Source organism: Amycolatopsis sp. NPDC051102 (genome assembly GCF_040682815.1).
GTDB lineage: Bacteria > Actinomycetota > Actinomycetes > Mycobacteriales > Pseudonocardiaceae > Amycolatopsis.
The window spans coordinates 887,686-903,563 of record NZ_JBFBBT010000002.1 but is presented as its reverse complement, the minus strand read 5'-3'; the positions used below and the strand labels follow the sequence as shown (position 1 = coordinate 903,563).

The 15,878-nt window shown below is 70.8% G+C and carries 13 protein-coding genes; 7 read left to right on the top strand and 6 right to left on the bottom strand.

Annotated elements, in window-relative coordinates; all coding sequences use genetic code 11:
- Positions 1-73 precede the first annotated feature (73 nt).
- Positions 74-556 carry a nitroreductase/quinone reductase family protein gene (locus AB0M93_RS10130; RefSeq protein ID WP_364270519.1) on the top strand — a complete coding sequence of 161 codons (483 nt, stop codon included), beginning with the start codon at positions 74-76 and terminating at the stop codon, positions 554-556.
- On the opposite strand, the gene AB0M93_RS10125 is transcribed toward AB0M93_RS10130, so the two are convergent.
- The 3 genes from AB0M93_RS10125 to AB0M93_RS10115 all read right to left on the bottom strand — a co-directional run bounded on the left by AB0M93_RS10125 (position 528) and on the right by AB0M93_RS10115 (position 4,688).
- Positions 528-1,463, bottom strand: coding sequence for an alpha/beta hydrolase (locus AB0M93_RS10125; protein WP_364270516.1), 936 nt, complete (start codon positions 1,461-1,463; stop codon positions 528-530). The genes AB0M93_RS10130 and AB0M93_RS10125 overlap by 29 nt on opposite strands.
- A 343-nt stretch (positions 1,464-1,806) precedes the next feature.
- Complete coding sequence (locus AB0M93_RS10120) at positions 1,807-3,987, bottom strand: NB-ARC domain-containing protein (protein WP_364270513.1); 2,181 nt, start codon at positions 3,985-3,987, stop codon at positions 1,807-1,809.
- 113 nt (positions 3,988-4,100) lie between these two features.
- A complete protein-coding gene (locus tag AB0M93_RS10115; RefSeq protein WP_364270511.1) occupies positions 4,101-4,688 on the bottom strand; it encodes an HD domain-containing protein in 588 nt (195 codons plus the stop codon).
- Positions 4,689-4,759: 71 nt separating this feature from the next.
- Here AB0M93_RS10115 and AB0M93_RS10110 point away from each other — a divergent pair, with 71 nt between their 5' ends.
- The gene (locus AB0M93_RS10110; protein ID WP_364270508.1) at positions 4,760-5,710 is read left to right on the top strand and encodes a helix-turn-helix domain-containing protein; all 951 of its coding nucleotides are present in this window, start codon (positions 4,760-4,762) and stop codon (positions 5,708-5,710) included.
- A 49-nt stretch (positions 5,711-5,759) separates the two neighbouring features.
- The gene (locus tag AB0M93_RS10105; RefSeq protein WP_364270505.1) at positions 5,760-6,422 is read left to right on the top strand and encodes a hypothetical protein; all 663 of its coding nucleotides are present in this window, start codon (positions 5,760-5,762) and stop codon (positions 6,420-6,422) included.
- Here the strand turns inward: AB0M93_RS10105 and AB0M93_RS10100 are convergent.
- Positions 6,419-6,994, bottom strand: coding sequence for a TetR/AcrR family transcriptional regulator (locus tag AB0M93_RS10100; protein ID WP_364270502.1), 576 nt, complete (start codon positions 6,992-6,994; stop codon positions 6,419-6,421). The two genes, AB0M93_RS10105 and AB0M93_RS10100, sit on opposite strands and share 4 nt — an antisense overlap.
- An 89-nt stretch (positions 6,995-7,083) precedes the next feature.
- On the opposite strand from AB0M93_RS10100, the gene AB0M93_RS10095 reads away from it, so the two are divergent.
- On the top strand, positions 7,084-8,043 hold the full coding sequence (locus tag AB0M93_RS10095) for a 2-dehydropantoate 2-reductase N-terminal domain-containing protein (protein ID WP_364270499.1): 960 nt from the start codon (positions 7,084-7,086) through the stop codon (positions 8,041-8,043).
- Between the two features lie 16 nt (positions 8,044-8,059).
- On the opposite strand, the gene AB0M93_RS10090 is transcribed toward AB0M93_RS10095, so the two are convergent.
- The gene (locus AB0M93_RS10090) at positions 8,060-9,256 is read right to left on the bottom strand and encodes an MFS transporter (protein ID WP_364270496.1); all 1,197 of its coding nucleotides are present in this window, start codon (positions 9,254-9,256) and stop codon (positions 8,060-8,062) included.
- A gap of 93 nt (positions 9,257-9,349) precedes the next feature.
- Here AB0M93_RS10090 and AB0M93_RS10085 point away from each other — a divergent pair, with 93 nt between their 5' ends.
- Together AB0M93_RS10085 and AB0M93_RS10080 are read left to right on the top strand one after the other, a co-directional pair.
- Positions 9,350-10,516, top strand: a complete 1,167-nt coding sequence (locus AB0M93_RS10085) for a citrate synthase (protein ID WP_364270493.1) — start codon at positions 9,350-9,352, stop codon at positions 10,514-10,516.
- Positions 10,517-11,105: 589 nt separating this feature from the next.
- A complete protein-coding gene (locus tag AB0M93_RS10080; RefSeq protein ID WP_364270490.1) occupies positions 11,106-12,179 on the top strand; it encodes a hypothetical protein in 1,074 nt (357 codons plus the stop codon).
- Positions 12,180-12,519: 340 nt separating this feature from the next.
- Here the strand turns inward: AB0M93_RS10080 and AB0M93_RS10075 are convergent, their stop codons facing one another.
- Positions 12,520-12,915, bottom strand: a complete 396-nt coding sequence (locus AB0M93_RS10075; RefSeq protein ID WP_364270487.1) for a hypothetical protein — start codon at positions 12,913-12,915, stop codon at positions 12,520-12,522.
- 179 nt (positions 12,916-13,094) lie between these two features.
- Here AB0M93_RS10075 and AB0M93_RS10070 point away from each other — a divergent pair, with 179 nt between their 5' ends.
- Positions 13,095-15,839, top strand: a complete 2,745-nt coding sequence (locus tag AB0M93_RS10070) for a BTAD domain-containing putative transcriptional regulator (protein ID WP_364270485.1) — start codon at positions 13,095-13,097, stop codon at positions 15,837-15,839.
- Positions 15,840-15,878 lie beyond the last annotated feature (39 nt).

Here is a 15,878-nt window from a genome sequence, read left to right as displayed (position 1 = left end):
CTCTACGGCACTCACGTCACACTCGGACTCTTGTCACTTGACGACACTTGTCATCAACTGACAGAATGATGGCATGCCCAAGGCTCCCGCACCCACATCCCGCTACTGGAAGCTGCAGCGACAGCTGACGCGGCTCAACACGTTCCTGTTCCGCAAGACCGCCGGCAAGGTGGGCGGCTCGTACTTCGGCGGCGCGCCGGTGCTGCTGCTCCACCACGTCGGCCGCAAGTCCGGCCAGGCCCGCATCAGCCCGTTGATCTACCTCGACGACGCCCCGCGACTGGTGGTCATCGCGTCGAAAGGCGGCGTGGACGCGCACCCGGCGTGGTTCCACAACCTGATGGCAATGGCGGCCACAGAGGTCGAACTGCCCGGCGGCGAACGCCGGCGGGTCCGTCCGCGCGTCGCCGAGGGCGCGGAGCGGGACCGCTTGTGGGAGCGAGCGGTGGCGATTTACCGGCCGTATGCCAGCTATGCGACCTACACCGAGCGCAAGATCCCCGTCGTCGTCCTCGAACCCGCCGCGATCACCGGCCCGCCGCGCGACACCCGGTGATCCACCGGACCAGGGTCTCGACGTAGCCGGGGACCAGAGCGGTGCCACCGTGCACCTGAACCCGGTGGTCGGCATGCGGGAACACCTCGACGGTCAGAGCCGCCCGCGGATCGCGCTCGGCACGGCAGGCGGCCGCGGCGAACAGGCCGATGCTGTCCGCGACGGGGACCAGCTCGTCGGCGCCGCCGAAGGTGGCCAGGTGGGGACAACGCAGACGCAGGACGTCCGGGATCGGATCGTGGTCCTGCTTGCGTTTGATGAACTCCCAGAGGTGCTCGTTCATCTCGGCCCAGTAATCGCCGAACAGTCCTTCGACGGCGGCGGGAATCGAGAAGGACTGAACCAACCGCGTCGCCTCGTCGAAGCCGGCGCCGCGTCGGCCTGCTTCGACGAGGCGGTCGTACACGGCCAGCGTGGCCGCGGCGTCGTGATGTGTGACTCCGGGAATGGCCTGGAGGGCAACGGTGAGTGCATAACGGTCTTGAACAGCGGGTGTCATCCCGGGGCAGCCGTTGGTGATCACCCAGGGGACATCCTCACGGCCCGCGGCACGCAGGACGACCCAGCCGCCTTCGCTGTGGCCGAACAGGCCGGTGGTTTCGGCCTCGACGTCAGGGTGGGAGCGAAGGAACTCCAGCGCCGCGGCGGCGTCGACCGCGAAGTCGTCGATAGTTCCCGCGAGCCAGTCGCCGGAGGACGCGCCGACGCCGCGCTTGTCGTAGGAGAGCACGGCGAACCCGGCTTCCACGAGCTGCCGCCGGATCGGCGGGAAGAAAGTGTCGTTGTTCCGGTCGGACGGTCCGGAGCCGCCGACCATGACCACCCCCGGAACCGGGGCACGGCTATCGGGAACGGCCAGCGACCCCGCCAACACCACCTCGGCACTCGGGAACGCGACTTCGCGCACGAGTTCATCGGTCACCATCAGTCCAGTATCCGGCCACCCGGTCTTCGGAGCCGTCTCCGTCGGCTGTGCGACCGCGCTGTGAACAACTCACACACTGAAGCAGCTTTTCCCAGGCGACGACCGCTGATTCCCCGAGGTGGCCCGCGATGGGGGCGAGGTCCACTACCACCCGAAGCGAGTTGGCGTGCCGCGAGAGCCGCCACTGGCGAAGTCCGTTGAGCACCGACACGACGACGGCGACGATCGAAAGAACGAGCGATGCTGTGTTCACGACACGTCAGTCACCGTGGATAGTCAGCAGTTACAAACTTCGTTCACGCCACCTCGCGTCAAGCGGATCGGACTACTCGCTCGAACGGGCGCCACCGTCCAGGTCGTCGAGCAGGTGCTGGACGCGGTCGGCGTCGGCGTCGCGGCCTTGGTCGTGGTACATCTGGCGGGCCTCCCGCCACGCCGCTCGGGCCAGTTCGTGCTCGCCCAGGGCCACGTGCGGGTGGCCGAGGCGGTCGAGGGTGTTGACGGCTTCCGTTGTGTTGCCGAGGGCTCGGTGGAGGCCCGCGGCGTGCCGGTAGTAGGCGATCGCCAGCCGGTCGTCGCCGGTTTGGTGGGCTATGTAGCCGAGGCTGTCCAGGGTCTTCGCCTCGCCGAGGGGGTTGCGGTGGCGCCGGTGCTGGGCCAGTGCGGTCAGGCAGCGGCGGCGGGCGATGTCGTACCAGCCCAGCTGGGCCGCGAGCCACCCCGCCGCGTTGAGCGCGAAGGCTTCCAGGACCGGCTTGTCCAGGACGCGGAACAGGTCCCGGGCGCGCACGGCGTGCTCCAGCGCCTGCCGGTTGTCCCCTCCGTGCTCCCAGGCCCACGCCAGGTGCCGGTGGGTCTGGGCCTGCCGGTCGGTGTCGTGGTGGTGCTTGGCCAGGTCGAGCGCGCGCTGCAGGTGATCGATCCCTTCCTCGGTGCGGCCCAAGGCGGTGTGGGCGTGGCCGAGGTGCTGGTGAGCGTCGATGCGGGCGACGGCGTCCGGCAGGTGCTCCGCGGCGGCCACCGCCAGCTGCCACACCCGGAGCCGGTCGCGGCGGTGTCCCCGCCGGTAGTGGAACGTGTCCAACGCCCACGCCAGCTGCCACACCGCGTCGTGCCAGGCGTTGTCGACGGCGGCCTGGTGGGCCGCCAGCAGGGTGGGGTGCTCGGTCTCCAGCCACGCCATCGCGATCGATGCGTCGGCGCGCAGCTCGGGGCGCACCTCGGGCGCGGGCCGCTCGAGCCGGATGGGCGGCCGGTGCGGGTGCAGGATGCGGTCGGCGGCGTAGGCGACGTGCAGGTAGAAGTCGATGACCCGCCGCAGCGCCGCTTCCCGCGTCTCCAGGTCCTCGCGCCAGGGGTCCGCGGCGAACAGGCGGATCAGGTCGTGCATCCGGTACCGGCCGGGGGAGTGCTGTTGGGCCAGGGACGCGTTCTCCAGCTCGCGCAGCACCAGCCGCGTCCGGCTCACGGGGAGTGCCGCCAGCGCCACGACGGCGGGCAGGCTGATGTCCGGGCCCGGCGCGATCGCCAGTAAACCCAGCAGGAGCCCCGCCGTACCGCTCAGCGCGCGGGCCGACCACGACAGGACGACGCGCAGGTTCGAGTGCAGGTCCCCGGCGTCCAGCCCGTCCAGCCGGGCGGCCGTGTCGCGCAGTTCCTCGGCCAGCACCGCGAGCGGGAAGCCCGGCTGGTGCTGGGTACGGGCGGCGACGATCCGGATCGCCAGCGGAAGCCCCGCGCAGCAGGCCAGCAGATCGCTCACCGCCTCCGGCTCGGCCGCCATCCGCTGCGGGCCGAGGTGGCTCGCCAGCAGGCTCCTGGCGTCGGAGGAAGGCAGCACGTCGAGATCCAGCAGGCGGACGTGGGCCGTGAGCAGCCCGATGAGCCGGTGCCGGCTGGTCACGATCACGGTGCAGGCCGGGCTGCCCGGCAGCAGGGACCGCACCTGCTCGACGCCGGCCGCGTTGTCCAGCATGATCAGCATGCGCCTGCCGTCGACCAGGCTCCGGTACAGGCCGACCTGGGCGTGCAGCGGACCGGGGATCCGGGCGGGATCCACCCCGAAGGCGTCCAGGAACCCGCGCACCGCGACCGCCGGCTCCAGCGGCGCGCCCACCGGCGAAAACGCCTGCAGGTCGACGAAAAGCTGGCCGTCGGGGAACCGGTCCTGGTTGGCGTGCGCCCAGTGCAGCGCCAGCGCGGTCTTCCCGATCCCTCCGGTGCCGGCCAATGCGGAGATCACGACGGCGGCGCCCGGCGCCGCCTCGGCGTCCAGCACGGCGCTGAGCCGGGCCAGTTCGGCCTGGCGGCCGACGAACCGGGCGGGCCCGGGCGGCAGCTGCCGCGGAACCGGCATCCGGTACGGCGGCAGCTGCTGGTGGACGACACCGGCGATGGTGCCGGCCTGGATCACCACGCCCGGAGCAGTCTCGGCGGACACGGTGTTGTGCACTTGCGACACCACGTCGGGCCCGCCGGCGCCGGGAACCGGGTCGTGTTCGGCCATCCACCCCCCAGCCACGCCACCCACACAGCGGCCGGGCACCGGATCCGCTCGTGACCGCTCAGCAGGAGGTCGTCGTCCCGCATCCGCCCGTTACGTGAATCACCGCAACGGGTTCATGCCTCGGCACGTCGCTGACGCAGCAGCTCGGCCGCGATCGAGTACGGGGGAGCGGCCGCCTCCGAGCGGGCGGCGTGCTCGACGATCGCGTCCTGGATGAAGCGGGCATCGGCCGGTCGCGGATAACCGGCGTACACCGGCCGCAACAGATCCGGGTCGAGGTCGTCGAAGCGGCCGGCGTCGATGAAGACCCCCTTGTGCGTGAGGCAAGTCAGCAATCCCCGCCGGTCGGCCAGGCCCAGGGAAGAGTGCAGCGCGATCGCCTCCCACACCCGGTCGACGTCCGCGGCGGGGACGCCGTGCTCGGTCAGCACCGACGCGGCCAGGTCCGCTCCCTCCACCTCGAACCGCGCCTCGCCCGCCGCGAGGGTGCCCAGGCCCAGGTCGTGCAGGACGCAGGCGGCGAAGAGCAGGTCCTCGTCGTAGGCCGCGTCGTGCACGGCGCCTTCCTGCTCGGCCAGCAGGCGGGCGAACAGGAAGCTGCGGATGCTGTGGTCGGCGATCGGCGCGCTGACCGACTGCCGCGTCAGAGCGAGGCTCGCATCGGCCAGTGGGCCGCGGGGCAGCGCAAGTGCGTTGGTCATGCACCGAACCGTAGGAGCCGGCCGCCACGCCGAACAGTGGCCCGAGGGCCAGCCACCGCTATCATCGGGCCATGACCCACCGGATCGCGGTCCTCGTCCTGCCCGGCGTCCCGGCGCTGGAATTCGGTATCGCGACCCAGGTCTTCGCGGCAGATCCGCACTACGAACTGATCGTGTGCACAGCAGGCGGCCCCGGACCGGTGCCGGGCGCGGGTTTCACGGTCACCGCCACGGCCGGCCTCGACGCGCTGAGCGGGGCCGGCACCGTGATCGTCCCGGGCTACCAGGACATCGACACACCACCGTCGGCCGACGTCCTGGACGCGCTGCGCGCGGCGCACGACGGCGGCGCCCGGCTGGTTTCCATCTGCGTCGGCGTCTTCGCCCTCGCCGCGGCCGGCCTGCTCGACGGACGCCCGGCGACCACGCACTGGCAGTACGCCGCCCAGCTCCGCCGGCAGTACCCGAAGGTCGAGGTCGTGCCGGACCGGATGTACGTCGACGACGGCGACATCCTCAGCTCCGCCGGCGTGACCGCGGGGCTCGACCTCTGCCTGCACCTGGTGCGCCGCGACCAGGGCCCGGCCGCGGCCAACACCCGCGCCCGTGCGCTGGTCGCCCCGCCGCGGCGCACCGGCGGCCAGGCCCGGTACATCGAACGGCTCCGAGCCGACGCGACCGGCGACGAGCTCACCCCGCTGCGGGACTGGATGCTCGACAACCTCGCCGACGAGCTCACCGTCGACGCTCTCGCGAAACACGCCCACATGTCCCGGCGGACGCTCATCCGCCGGTTCCGCCAGGAAACCGGGACCTCCCCGATGGCCTGGCTGGCCGACGCCCGCATCGACCGCGCACGCGAACTCCTGGAGACGACCACCATGCCCGTCGAGCGGATCGGCCGTCTCACCGGACTCGGCGCGCCGTCTTCGGTGCGGGCGGCGTTCCACCGGCACATCGGCACCTCACCCCAGGAGTACCGGGCGCTTTTCCACCACAGCACCACGATCGCGAACCCGTGACGCCGCACCGCGGGGTGAGCCGGGCATCCGCGGCTGGTTGGATGTCGGTGTGACCGTGTACGACCTCGCCCGTCGCCTGCCCGACATCCCGGAGCTGCGCGCGCTGTGCCGCGCGCTGGCCGCCTTGGACGTCGTGCTGGACCCCGAAAGCGAGGACCGGCACCACCGCTACGACACCGCTTGGGCGCCCGGCGAAGAGCTGGCGTCCATGCGGGACGGCTCAGGCAACGAGTACTCCATAACGTTCACGGCCGCAGGCGCCTACGTGCGCGGGTTCGACCACGAGTCGCCGATGAGTCCCCACGCCACCGACGACCAGAAGCCCTGGCCCGGTGTGCTCGATGCCGTGCCCGACCTGTTCCGGGACTGCGTGGCCGAACCGGCGTTCTCCGACGAGTTCGGCACACCGCAGGTCACGGTGTGCCTGTGGCGTGAGCACCACGATCCCGGCTGGCGGCATGGCGTCATCGATTTCCCCGACGAAGGCGACGACGGAGCCGACTGGCTGTTCGGGCTGCTGACCGACCGCACGCCCGAGGCGTTCCAGGACTGGGCCCAGGACTACTACGAAATGCCGATCGACATCGACGCAGTGCGGCACGTCTACGCCGGGGAACCGTTGACCGCGAGCGTCGTGACGGCGCTCAACTCCGCCACCACCCTGGCCGCCGTCGCCGACCGCGTCGCCGCAACCGGCTACCCGATTGGCTAGCCGGCTGGTGAGCGGCGCAGTCCGGCCAGCACGAGGGTGATGACGCCGTCGGCCTCGGTTCGCCAGCCGGGGCGGTCGTACGCCGCGCAGATGCCGTGCAGGGCCATCATCACCGCACCGGCGCCCACGTCGTCGCGGATGGAGCCCTCCTTCACCGCTGCGGCCACGAGGTCGGTGACAGCCTGCTCCAGCTCCCGGCTGCCTTCGGCGAGGGCGCTCGAATCGGTCGTCATGAGCGTGGCCAGTGTCCGGGCGAGGCCCTGGTAGGTGTCGAGGTAGCCGACCATGCCATGCAGGAAGCTCACCAAGGCCTCCGCCGCGGGCAGCGTTGCCTGCAGCCGGCGGGCGCGGCCGCACAACGTCGCGACTTCCTCGCGGTAGACGGCCTCGGCCAACGCTTCCCGCGTCGGGAAGTGGCGGTACAGCGTGCCCGTGCCCACTCCGGCCAAGCGGGCGAAATCGTCGAAGGGCAGGTCGAAGAAGCTGCCGTCGTCGAAGACTTCCCGCGCCTTGGCCAGCACCGCATCCCGGTTGCGCCGGGCGTCGGCACGCAGCGGCTTGCCGGCGTTCATTCACCACCTCGCGTTGACAAGCGGGTACCACCTCAATAGCGTGCTAAGTGGAGATGACCTCCAATTTCAGCATACCCGACGAGGGGCGCATGAAGATCCTCATGTTCGGCCGGGGCGTGATCGCCACGGTGTACGGCTGGGCACTGGAACGCGCCGGTCATGACATCGAGTTCTACGTCCGGCCGGGCCGCGCATCGGCTTACGGCGGCTCGCTGGAACTCGACCTGCTCGACGCGCGGAAGCGGATCCGGGGGAAGCGCGTCGTCGAGGCATGGCCGGTGCGCTACCGCGAGGAGCTGGCGCCGGACCACGACTTCGACCTGATCGTGCTGAGCGTGCCGCACCACCGCCTCGCGGAGGCGGCCGCTTTCCTGGCACCACGCGCCGGCAACGCCACGGTGCTGGTGTTCGGCAACATCTGGGCCGAGCCACTGGCCGCCATCGGCGCTCTTCCCATCGATCAGGTGGCGTGGGGCTTCCCGCTGGCCGGCGGCGGCTTCGGCGAAGACGGCGTGCTCCGCGCGTCGCTGCTGCCCGCGGTCGTCTTCGGCACCCTCGGCCGGCCCCCGACCGAGCGTGAGAGGGTCGCGCGGCGGGTGTTTCGCGAGGCCGGTTTCCGGCTGCAGGAGAAACGCGATTTCCGTGCCTGGCTGTGGCTCCATTTCGTGATGAACGCGGCCTTGCATTCGCAGGGCTTGCGGCTGGGAACGCTGTCCGAACTGGCCGGCGCGACGGGGGACTTGCGTGAGGCGCTGCTGGCCGCCCGCGAGCTGCTGCCGGTGCTCGAAGCCCGCGGGATCGACCTGCGGCGTCACCGGAGTGGCACGCTGGGGTTCCGGGCACCGACCTGCCTGACGGCCCCCGCGTTCGCGTGGCTGACCGCTCATGTCCCGCTCATGCGCCGGAGTTTCGAGGGCCACGCCGACCCCGGAGCCGAGGAGCCGCGGGCGGTCTGCCGCGACACCCTGGCTGAAGCACGACGCCTGGGCGTCGCGGTACCCAGGCTGGAAGCGGTGGAAAAAAGCTTCGCCGGCAACGGAAACCGCTGAGCGGGTAGCCGCAGTCTCAGGCGACTCTGCTCGGCAGTGCGCATGCGGCGAGCAGTGCCGCGATCGTCCACGCCGCCGGGCCGACGCCCCACCACGTGGACAGGGCGCCCGCGGTGACCGCGCCGATGGTCTGGGCGCCGTAGAGCACGACGATGTACAGCGCCACCGCCCGCGACCGCAGCGAAAGGGCCACCGTCGCCTGCAGGAAGCCGTTGTTGACCGTGACCATCGACGCCTGCGCGGCGCCGAACACCAGGCCTGCCGCGAACAACGCCGGCACCGAGCCGAGCCAGGGCAGCGCCGCGAGTGCGAGCGCGGCGAACAGGGCGCACGCGGACCGCAGCACCCGCTCGGGGACGTGGCGGCGCAGGTTCGGGTAGGCCACCGCCGAGCAGACCGCGCCGATCCCGAAGGCGGCCAGCACGAACCCGAGGCCGGTGGCGGAAAGGTGCCGGACGGTCAGGACGTACACCGGAACGAACGCGGACATTGCCTGAGCCAGCGAGAAGAATGTCGCCGCGCGTACGAGCAGTTCGTGGTATCGCGGCGTGGCCCGGAGGAACGCCGTGGTTTCCCGAAGTGAATCCCGCCACGAGCCCGCCATGTTCGACGTCACGACCGTCCGGGTCTTCCGGAAGCACAGGACGAAACCGGCGAAGGACAGCGCGTTGGCCAGGTAGACCGGGAACCCGCCGACCGCGCCGAAGGCGAAGCCGCCCGCCGCCGGGCCGAGCGTGCGGGCGAGGTTGAACGAGAGGCTGTTCAGCGCCGAACCGTCCTTCACCAGATCCGCCGGCAGCACCGAGGACACTTCCGCGTTCCACGCCGGATAGCCGGCGGCCCACCCCGCGTTGAGCGCGAACGTCAGCACGAGGATCACGCCCGGCCCGAGGCCGCCCCACAGCCCGAACGCGGCGAAGAGCACCGCCACCAGAGCACTGGTTGCGTTGGCCCAGAACAGGACCGGGCCGCGGCCGATCCGGTCGGCCAGCACGCCCGCCGGGAACGACAGGACCACAGCCGGGAGCGTGGCCGCGGCCAGCAGCAGCGCGTTGATCAGCGGCGATGGCGACGAGAGCGCGAGCTGCGCGGCTGCCGCGGTGTTGTGCATCCAGGTACCGAAGTGGGACAGCGCCGCGACGATCCACAGCTTCCGGTAGGCAGGCACGGCCAGCGGCGGCAACCCACGCCACGCGATACGGCTCTCGAACACCACGCCCCCTGTCGACCCGATCCGGTCCGCCGAGCTTCGCCGCCGCGATCAATATCGTCAATCTTGATGGAATCAATGTGAGACGCTGGCGGCATGACCGATCGAACGTTCACCACGGCGCAGGCCGCCCGCCTGCTCGGGGTGAAGGCGGACACGGTGTACGCCTACGTGAGCCGCGGGCTGCTGAGCCGGACCCGAGCCGCCGACGGGCGGACGAGCCGGTTCGACGCCGAGGAAGTCCGGCGCCTCGCGGCGAGAAACCGCAGGGGGAGAACGGAACCCGTCCCCATCGAGACGTCGCTCACCGTCATCCGCGACGGCGCGCTGTACTACCGGGGACGCAACGCTGCCGAACTCGCGGGTACGAACACGTTCGAGGCCGTCACGAATCTGCTGTGGACAGGCGTGCTGGACGACAGCGCGGCGTTCGTGGCGGCCGAACCAGTGCGCGAACTCGCACGCGCGGTGATCGGGCCCCTCGCGAAGCACGCCCGGCCGGTGGACCTGCTGCCGGTGATCGTCGGCGCGGCCGCCACGGCGGATCCCCTGCGCTACGACGTGGAGCCGGCCATCGTGGTGGGCACCGGACGGGCACTGCTCGCGGTGATGGTGGACGCCCTGCCCTCGTACGGGAACGCCCGGCCGGCGGATCCGCTCGGGGTGCGGCTGTGGTCGGCGCTGACCGTCAAGGAACCGCACGAAGACGGGATCCGCGCACTCGGTGCCGCGCTGGTCCTGCTGGCCGACCACGATCTTGCGTCGTCGACGATGGCCGTCCGCACGGCCGCGTCCACCAGAGCGCATCCGTATGCGGTGGTCGCCACCGGGCTCGGCGCCCTGGACGGTCCGGCGCACGGGGCGGCGACGGAAGCGGTGCGCCGCTTCTTGCGTTCGGCGGCCGAGCTGCCCGACCCGATGGCCGCCGTAGCCGACCGCGTCCACGAGACGGGCCGGGTGCCGGGCTTCGGGGAACCCCGCTATCCCAAGGGCGACCCGCGGGCCGCGCGGCTGCTCGAACTGGTCGACGCCCCAGCCCTGATCGGGCCCACGGTGGATCACCTGGTGGCTGCCCGGCCCGGCATGCGGCCGAACGTCGACCTCGCGCTCGCGGTGCTGGCCGAGGCCCACGACATGGTGCCGGGGGCGGGCGAGACGATCCGCGCGATCGGGCGGACCGCGGGGTGGCTGGCGCACGCGCTGGAGGAGTACCGCGAGCGACCGAACCGATTCCGTCCCCAGGGGTTCTACACGGGGAGCTGACAGCCGATCCGCCGGTGACTATCCCGTGTGACACGCGCTCATGCCGGCGCGCGCGGAGCGAACTTTTCGTCCGAATCTGCCTGGTGCGCGATGAGAGGCCCAGGAGAAGCCCGATCTGTGGCAACTGGAATCACGCGCGGGTCACGAATTCTCGCGTCCCAACCACCACAGTCCGCCCGCAAGCCCCAAACTGCCGGCGACTACCAAGCCGAGGGCCGCGTACAGCCAGCCACGGCCGAACTGACCACCGATCGCGACCGTCATGACCGCCAAACCGGGCGGCACCCACGGCCGTCGCAGCGCCACCACCAGTACCGACCGGCCGCCCCTGCGAAGCGCGCCCATCAATCTCCCATCGACTCGAACGATCGACAGTCCTACCATGGAGGGGTTCGGCCACTGGGGAGGCGGTGGTGACATGACCCGAGGCGGCTCGCGTCGCGTTCCCGGCTCAGGAAATCCCAGGCGAAAGCCACGCCGCTGCTTGTACGACGGCTCCGTCGTCACCCGAGCCGGTCAGGAGAAGGGCAAGTTCTTCTGCCGCGAGTGCGGCAGGGTGCTCGACTACGCGGAAACGAAGAGGCAGTGAGTGTCGACGCCTTCACTGCCTGATGCGACGCTCGGTGTCGCGGGCAAGATCGGCCGGAATTTCAGCGTGGTGACGGTGGCGCCGTCGCTGTACCTCACGCTGTGGGTCTACGCGCTGTACGTGAGCGGCGCCTGGGCCCACGAGCCGCGCCTTGGCGAGGTGCGCGACGCCTTCGCCCACTGGTCCCTGGCCGGGGCTGCCTGGCTGGCGCTCGCCACCGTGCTCGTGGGACTGTTCATCCATCCGCTCCAATTCCCGACAGTGCAACTGCTCGAAGGGTACTGGGGTCCGTCGCGGCTGGCTCGCGCCGCCGTGAAGCTACGCGCAGCGCACTACCGGGCCAAAGCGCAGAAGATCGAAGACCGGCTCGAGGAACACCAGGACATTCTCCAGTTCAAGCTGAACGACCACCTCGGCGAACGAGCCAGCAAGCTCACTACCGACGAATGGCAGCGCGAGATGGCCAGATATCTCGCCGAGAAGGCAGACGACCACGCTTTGTCGCATGCCGTGGCCGAGGACATCTACGCCAAGGCGACGAGACGGTTCCCGAGACCGGCACGCATGATGCCGACGCGGCTCGGGAACGCCTTGCGGGCCGTGGAGGACAGGGCGGGGCGTCAGTACGGGCTGGACGCGATCACCGTGGCACCACACCTCGCGCTCATCGCGCCGGAGAGCCATGTCGCGTACCTGCACGACTCGCGAGAGCAGCTCGATCTCGCCGTCCGGTTGTGCTCGGTGTCGCTGCTGGCCACGGTGATCACGTTTGCTGCCACGCTCACGGACGGGTTGTGGCTCTTACTCGCACTCATCCCCTATGCGTTGGCTTACGTCGCCTACCGTGCGGCGGTCTCGGCGGCCGACGAGTTCATGACCGCTGTGTCGACGATCATCGACCTCGACCGGTTCGCGTTGTACCGGCATCTCGGGCTGAGCCGGCCGCAAACCACCCAGCAGGAGCGTCGCAGGAACGCGAAGTTGATGCTGCTGCTCCAGAATGAATCGCCGGATCTGGACGAACTCGAGGTTTCGCTGGTCTATTCTCCGGAGGAGCCACCGGACAAGGCGTGACAGTCACGTCCGCCACCGCAATCACGTACCCCGGTCCCCTTGGACCACGAGGGCGACTACGTCGCCGCAAACGTCGTTAGCTACCGGCCCGGTCGCCCCGCAGCCCAATGTGATCCGTCAGCTCTGCCTCAACGTCCTCTTCTGCCGCGAGCCAGTCGACCTCAGACGGCCAGACGCGCTCGTGCCGACGAGCACGGAGTCGATCCGGGCCCCCGGCGAGCTGCCCCAGCCGACCCAGCCCACGCCCGAGGAAATCCGGCAGACGTGACCGACTACGGCGGCGAAATACGCGGCCAGCAGGCATTGTTCGACGGCAGTCGCAAACGTCCGTCACGCCGGGCTAGTCCCTGACGGCGCAACCGTTCCTGAGGCAGATGGCGCGGTGCAGGGGAGTACCTTGCGTGTCCCACAGTTCGACGTGGACGACGGTGATCCCGCCCGGGAAGTCGCAGGGGAGGTCGACGACGAAATTCCGGGTCTCGCCGCCTGATGCCGTTCGTGTTTCCACACCCGACAGGCAGTTGGGGGACTCGCCTTGGAAGACGGCCGTCTTTCCCGAGGAGACCGCTTTGACGAAGCCCGTGGCGTGAATGCTGCGGTCGTACCAGGTGATGGAGCCGGCGAGAACGCTGGCGCCGTGTTCCATGCGGAACGGAGTGACCGGACAAGCCGCCGACGTGCTTGCGTAGCCGGCCGCCGGCGCGACGACCAAGGCGGAACCTCGGCCGAGTTTCATCGTTGTTTGTCCTTTCCAAGAGACGCTTCCCACGTTCCTGTGGTGGGGGAATGCTCGCAGTGGCCGCTTCTCGAACGCTGTACGGCCGAAGGGAATTCACACAGTGCTGATTCACTCAATCGGTCCTGTACCCGGCCGCTTTTTCTGGTATGGGCCACGTCGGCTGGTACGGTTCCGGCATGCCAGAGGGGAGCTGGGACATCCATGTTCTCGGACCGCTGTGGGTGGGCTGGCAAGGCATCGAAACAGACCTCGGCTCTCCACAGGCGCGTGCCGTCTTCGCGGTACTGCTGCTGTCCGCGAATCAGCCGGTGACCTGGGAAAGAATCGCCGACGAGCTGTGGGACGAGCACCCGCCGGCCACGGCGAAAACGCAAATCCATGGTCTGATCTCGCGGGTGCGCCGCGCACTTCCCCGGCCATTGATCACCACCCGGCGCTCGGCATACGTCCTCGAGCTGCCCGCGGAAGCACTGGACATCGGGCGATTCACGACGCTCACCGCTGCGGCTCGCGAGCTGATCGCGGAGGATCGGCTCGAAGAGGGCACCCGGCTGATGAACGACGCGCTCGGACTGTGGCGCGGCCCGGCGCTGCCCGACATCGCCGTGCCGTCCGCGCGGGTGGCCGCCGACCGGTGGGACGAGCTGCGGCTGGCCGCGATCGAGGACCGGGTCGAGGCGGACCTGCGGCTCGGGCGCACCCACGGGCTCGTCGACGAGCTGACCGAGGTGACCGCCGCCCACCCGCTGCGGGAACGGCCACGGGCGCAGCTGATGACGGTACTGGCGCGTTCCGGGCGGATACCGGAGGCGCTGGAGGTCTACCTGGACCTGCGCCGGACCATGGTCACCGAACTCGGTGTCGAGCCGTCACCGGCGCTGCGCGCCCTGCACGCCGGTGTCCTGCGTGGCGAACCGACGCTGCGCCCCCCGGTCACCGCCCCCCGCGAGGTGAGCCGGCCACGGCAGCTGCCGGTGGATCTCGCCGACTTCACCGGCCGGGCCGGCCTGCTGGCCGAGCTGGCGGCCGACCTGCGCGCGCCGGACCGGCGCGAGCCGCTGGTGCTGACCATCTCCGGCGTCGGCGGGCTGGGCAAGACGGCGTTCGCGGTGCGGCTGGCTCACGAAGTCCGCGACGCGTACCCGGACGGGCAGCTGTTCGCGACGCTGGGGGACTCCGGTGCCGCGACGGTGCTTCCCCGGTTCCTGCGCGCGCTGGGTGTCGCGGTCGACATGGTGCCCGCCGACCAGGACGAATGCTCGGCGCTGCTGCGTGACCTGCTCGTCGACAGCAAGGTGCTGATCGTGCTGGACAACGTCCAGCACGAAAGCCAGGTCCGGCCACTGCTGCCCGCCGCGCCCGGCTGCGCGGTCCTCGTCACCAGCAGGCACACGCTCGGCGGGCTGGAGCAGGGCCGGCGTGTCCGGCTCGACCTGCTCAGTGACGTGGACGCGGCCGGCCTGCTCAGCACGATCACCGGCGTGCGGCACGGCCCCGACGAGGCGCTGCTGGCGCACTGCGGCGGCCTGCCGCTGGCACTGCGGGTCGCGGGCGCACTGCTCGCCGAACGCCCCCATTGGACCACCGCGGACCTGGCCGGCCGGCTGACGGCCGAGCGGACCCGGCTGGACTGGCTGGCGGTCGGCGACCTCGCCGTCCGCGCCAGCTTCTCGATCAGCTACCGCCAGCTGTCCGCCACGCACCGGCTTCTGTTCCGCAGACTGGGATTGCTGTGCGTGCCGACCTTCGGCGCGTGGCTGGCCGCCGCGGTGCTGGGGATCGACGCGCGCGCGGCCGAGCGGATGCTGGAGGACCTCGTCGGCTGCCACCTCGTGGAACCCGCCGGCCGGGCGGCGGGCACGGCCCGCTACCGGCTGCACGACCTGTTGCGGTGCTTCGCGGCCGAGAAGGCCGAGGAGGAACCGGAGCCCGAACGCCGGCAGAGCATCACCAGGGCCCTCGGCGGGTGGCTCCACCTGAGCGAACAGGCGGCGGCCCGGCTGCCGCGAAGCGTGCTGACCCCGGCGCCCGGCGACGCGACCCGGTGGCCGGCCGACAGCGAGCCGATCACCGACCCCACGGAGTGGTTCGAGGCCGAACTGCCCGCACTGCACGCGGCCGTCAAGATCGCCGTGGCCGAGGGGATGACCGGCCACAGCTGGGAACTGGCCATCATGTGCCAGCAGTACTTCGACCACAGCGGCCGCAACGAGCTGTGGTTCCAGTTCACCACCGAAGCGCTCACCGGGGTTCCCGGCGGCCGCGGCCGGGCGGCGCTGCTGCTCGGGCTCGGGCAGTTGCACATCTACTGGGACCGGTTCCCGGAGGCGTTCGCCGCGCTGCGGGAGTCGTTGGCGATCAGCGAGGAAATCGGTGACGTGCCGGGGATCGCGCGTGCGCTCGGCGGCCTGGCCACCACCTACCGGGTGACCGGCCAGGCCGACGCGGCGCTGGAGTTCAACGCGCGCGCGACCGCGCTGGCGATCGAGACCGGCGCCCGCCACCTCGAGATCCAGCTTCGCGCGGGCGCGGCGGCGCTGCACCTGGCCGAGGGCAGGCCCGAGCGGACATGGACGCTGCTGGAAGAGGCGCTGGAGCGAGCCATGACGCTGGGCGACGACCACCGCACGGCCGCCGTGCTGACCCGCTGCGGCGAGTTCAACCTCAAGCAGAACGCGCCGGCGAAGGCGTTGCGGCAGCTGACGCGGGCGTTGGAGATCGTCGAAGGCCAGCGCGATCGGCGCTGCACCGCGCGGGTGCGGCTCCAGCTGGGCCGGGCTTACGCGATGCTCGGCGACATCGCGGCGGCGACCGACGTGCTCGCCGCCGCCTGCTCACTGTTCGTCGAACTCGGTGACGGGCAGAACGAGGCCCACTGCGTGTTCGAGCTGGCCCACGCCCACAGCCGGTCATCGGGCTGAGGACCTGGCTGAGGCCGATCCGCGCACCTCTCGCGCCGG

What these genes read in the sequence shown, in the direction of transcription:
- AB0M93_RS10130 (WP_364270519.1), top strand. Translation starts at nt 74, where the DNA reads ATGCCCAAGGCTCCCGCACCCACATCCCGCTACTGGAAGCTGCAGCGA.
- AB0M93_RS10120 (WP_364270513.1), bottom strand. Translation starts at nt 3,987, where the DNA reads ATGGCCGAACACGACCCGGTTCCCGGCGCCGGCGGGCCCGACGTGGTG.
- AB0M93_RS10115 (WP_364270511.1), bottom strand. Translation starts at nt 4,688, where the DNA reads ATGACCAACGCACTTGCGCTGCCCCGCGGCCCACTGGCCGATGCGAGC.
- AB0M93_RS10110 (WP_364270508.1), top strand. Translation starts at nt 4,760, where the DNA reads ATGACCCACCGGATCGCGGTCCTCGTCCTGCCCGGCGTCCCGGCGCTG.
- AB0M93_RS10100 (WP_364270502.1), bottom strand. Translation starts at nt 6,994, where the DNA reads ATGAACGCCGGCAAGCCGCTGCGTGCCGACGCCCGGCGCAACCGGGAT.
- AB0M93_RS10095 (WP_364270499.1), top strand. Translation starts at nt 7,084, where the DNA reads ATGAAGATCCTCATGTTCGGCCGGGGCGTGATCGCCACGGTGTACGGC.
- AB0M93_RS10085 (WP_364270493.1), top strand. Translation starts at nt 9,350, where the DNA reads ATGACCGATCGAACGTTCACCACGGCGCAGGCCGCCCGCCTGCTCGGG.
- AB0M93_RS10075 (WP_364270487.1), bottom strand. Translation starts at nt 12,915, where the DNA reads ATGAAACTCGGCCGAGGTTCCGCCTTGGTCGTCGCGCCGGCGGCCGGC.
- AB0M93_RS10070 (WP_364270485.1), top strand. Translation starts at nt 13,095, where the DNA reads ATGCCAGAGGGGAGCTGGGACATCCATGTTCTCGGACCGCTGTGGGTG.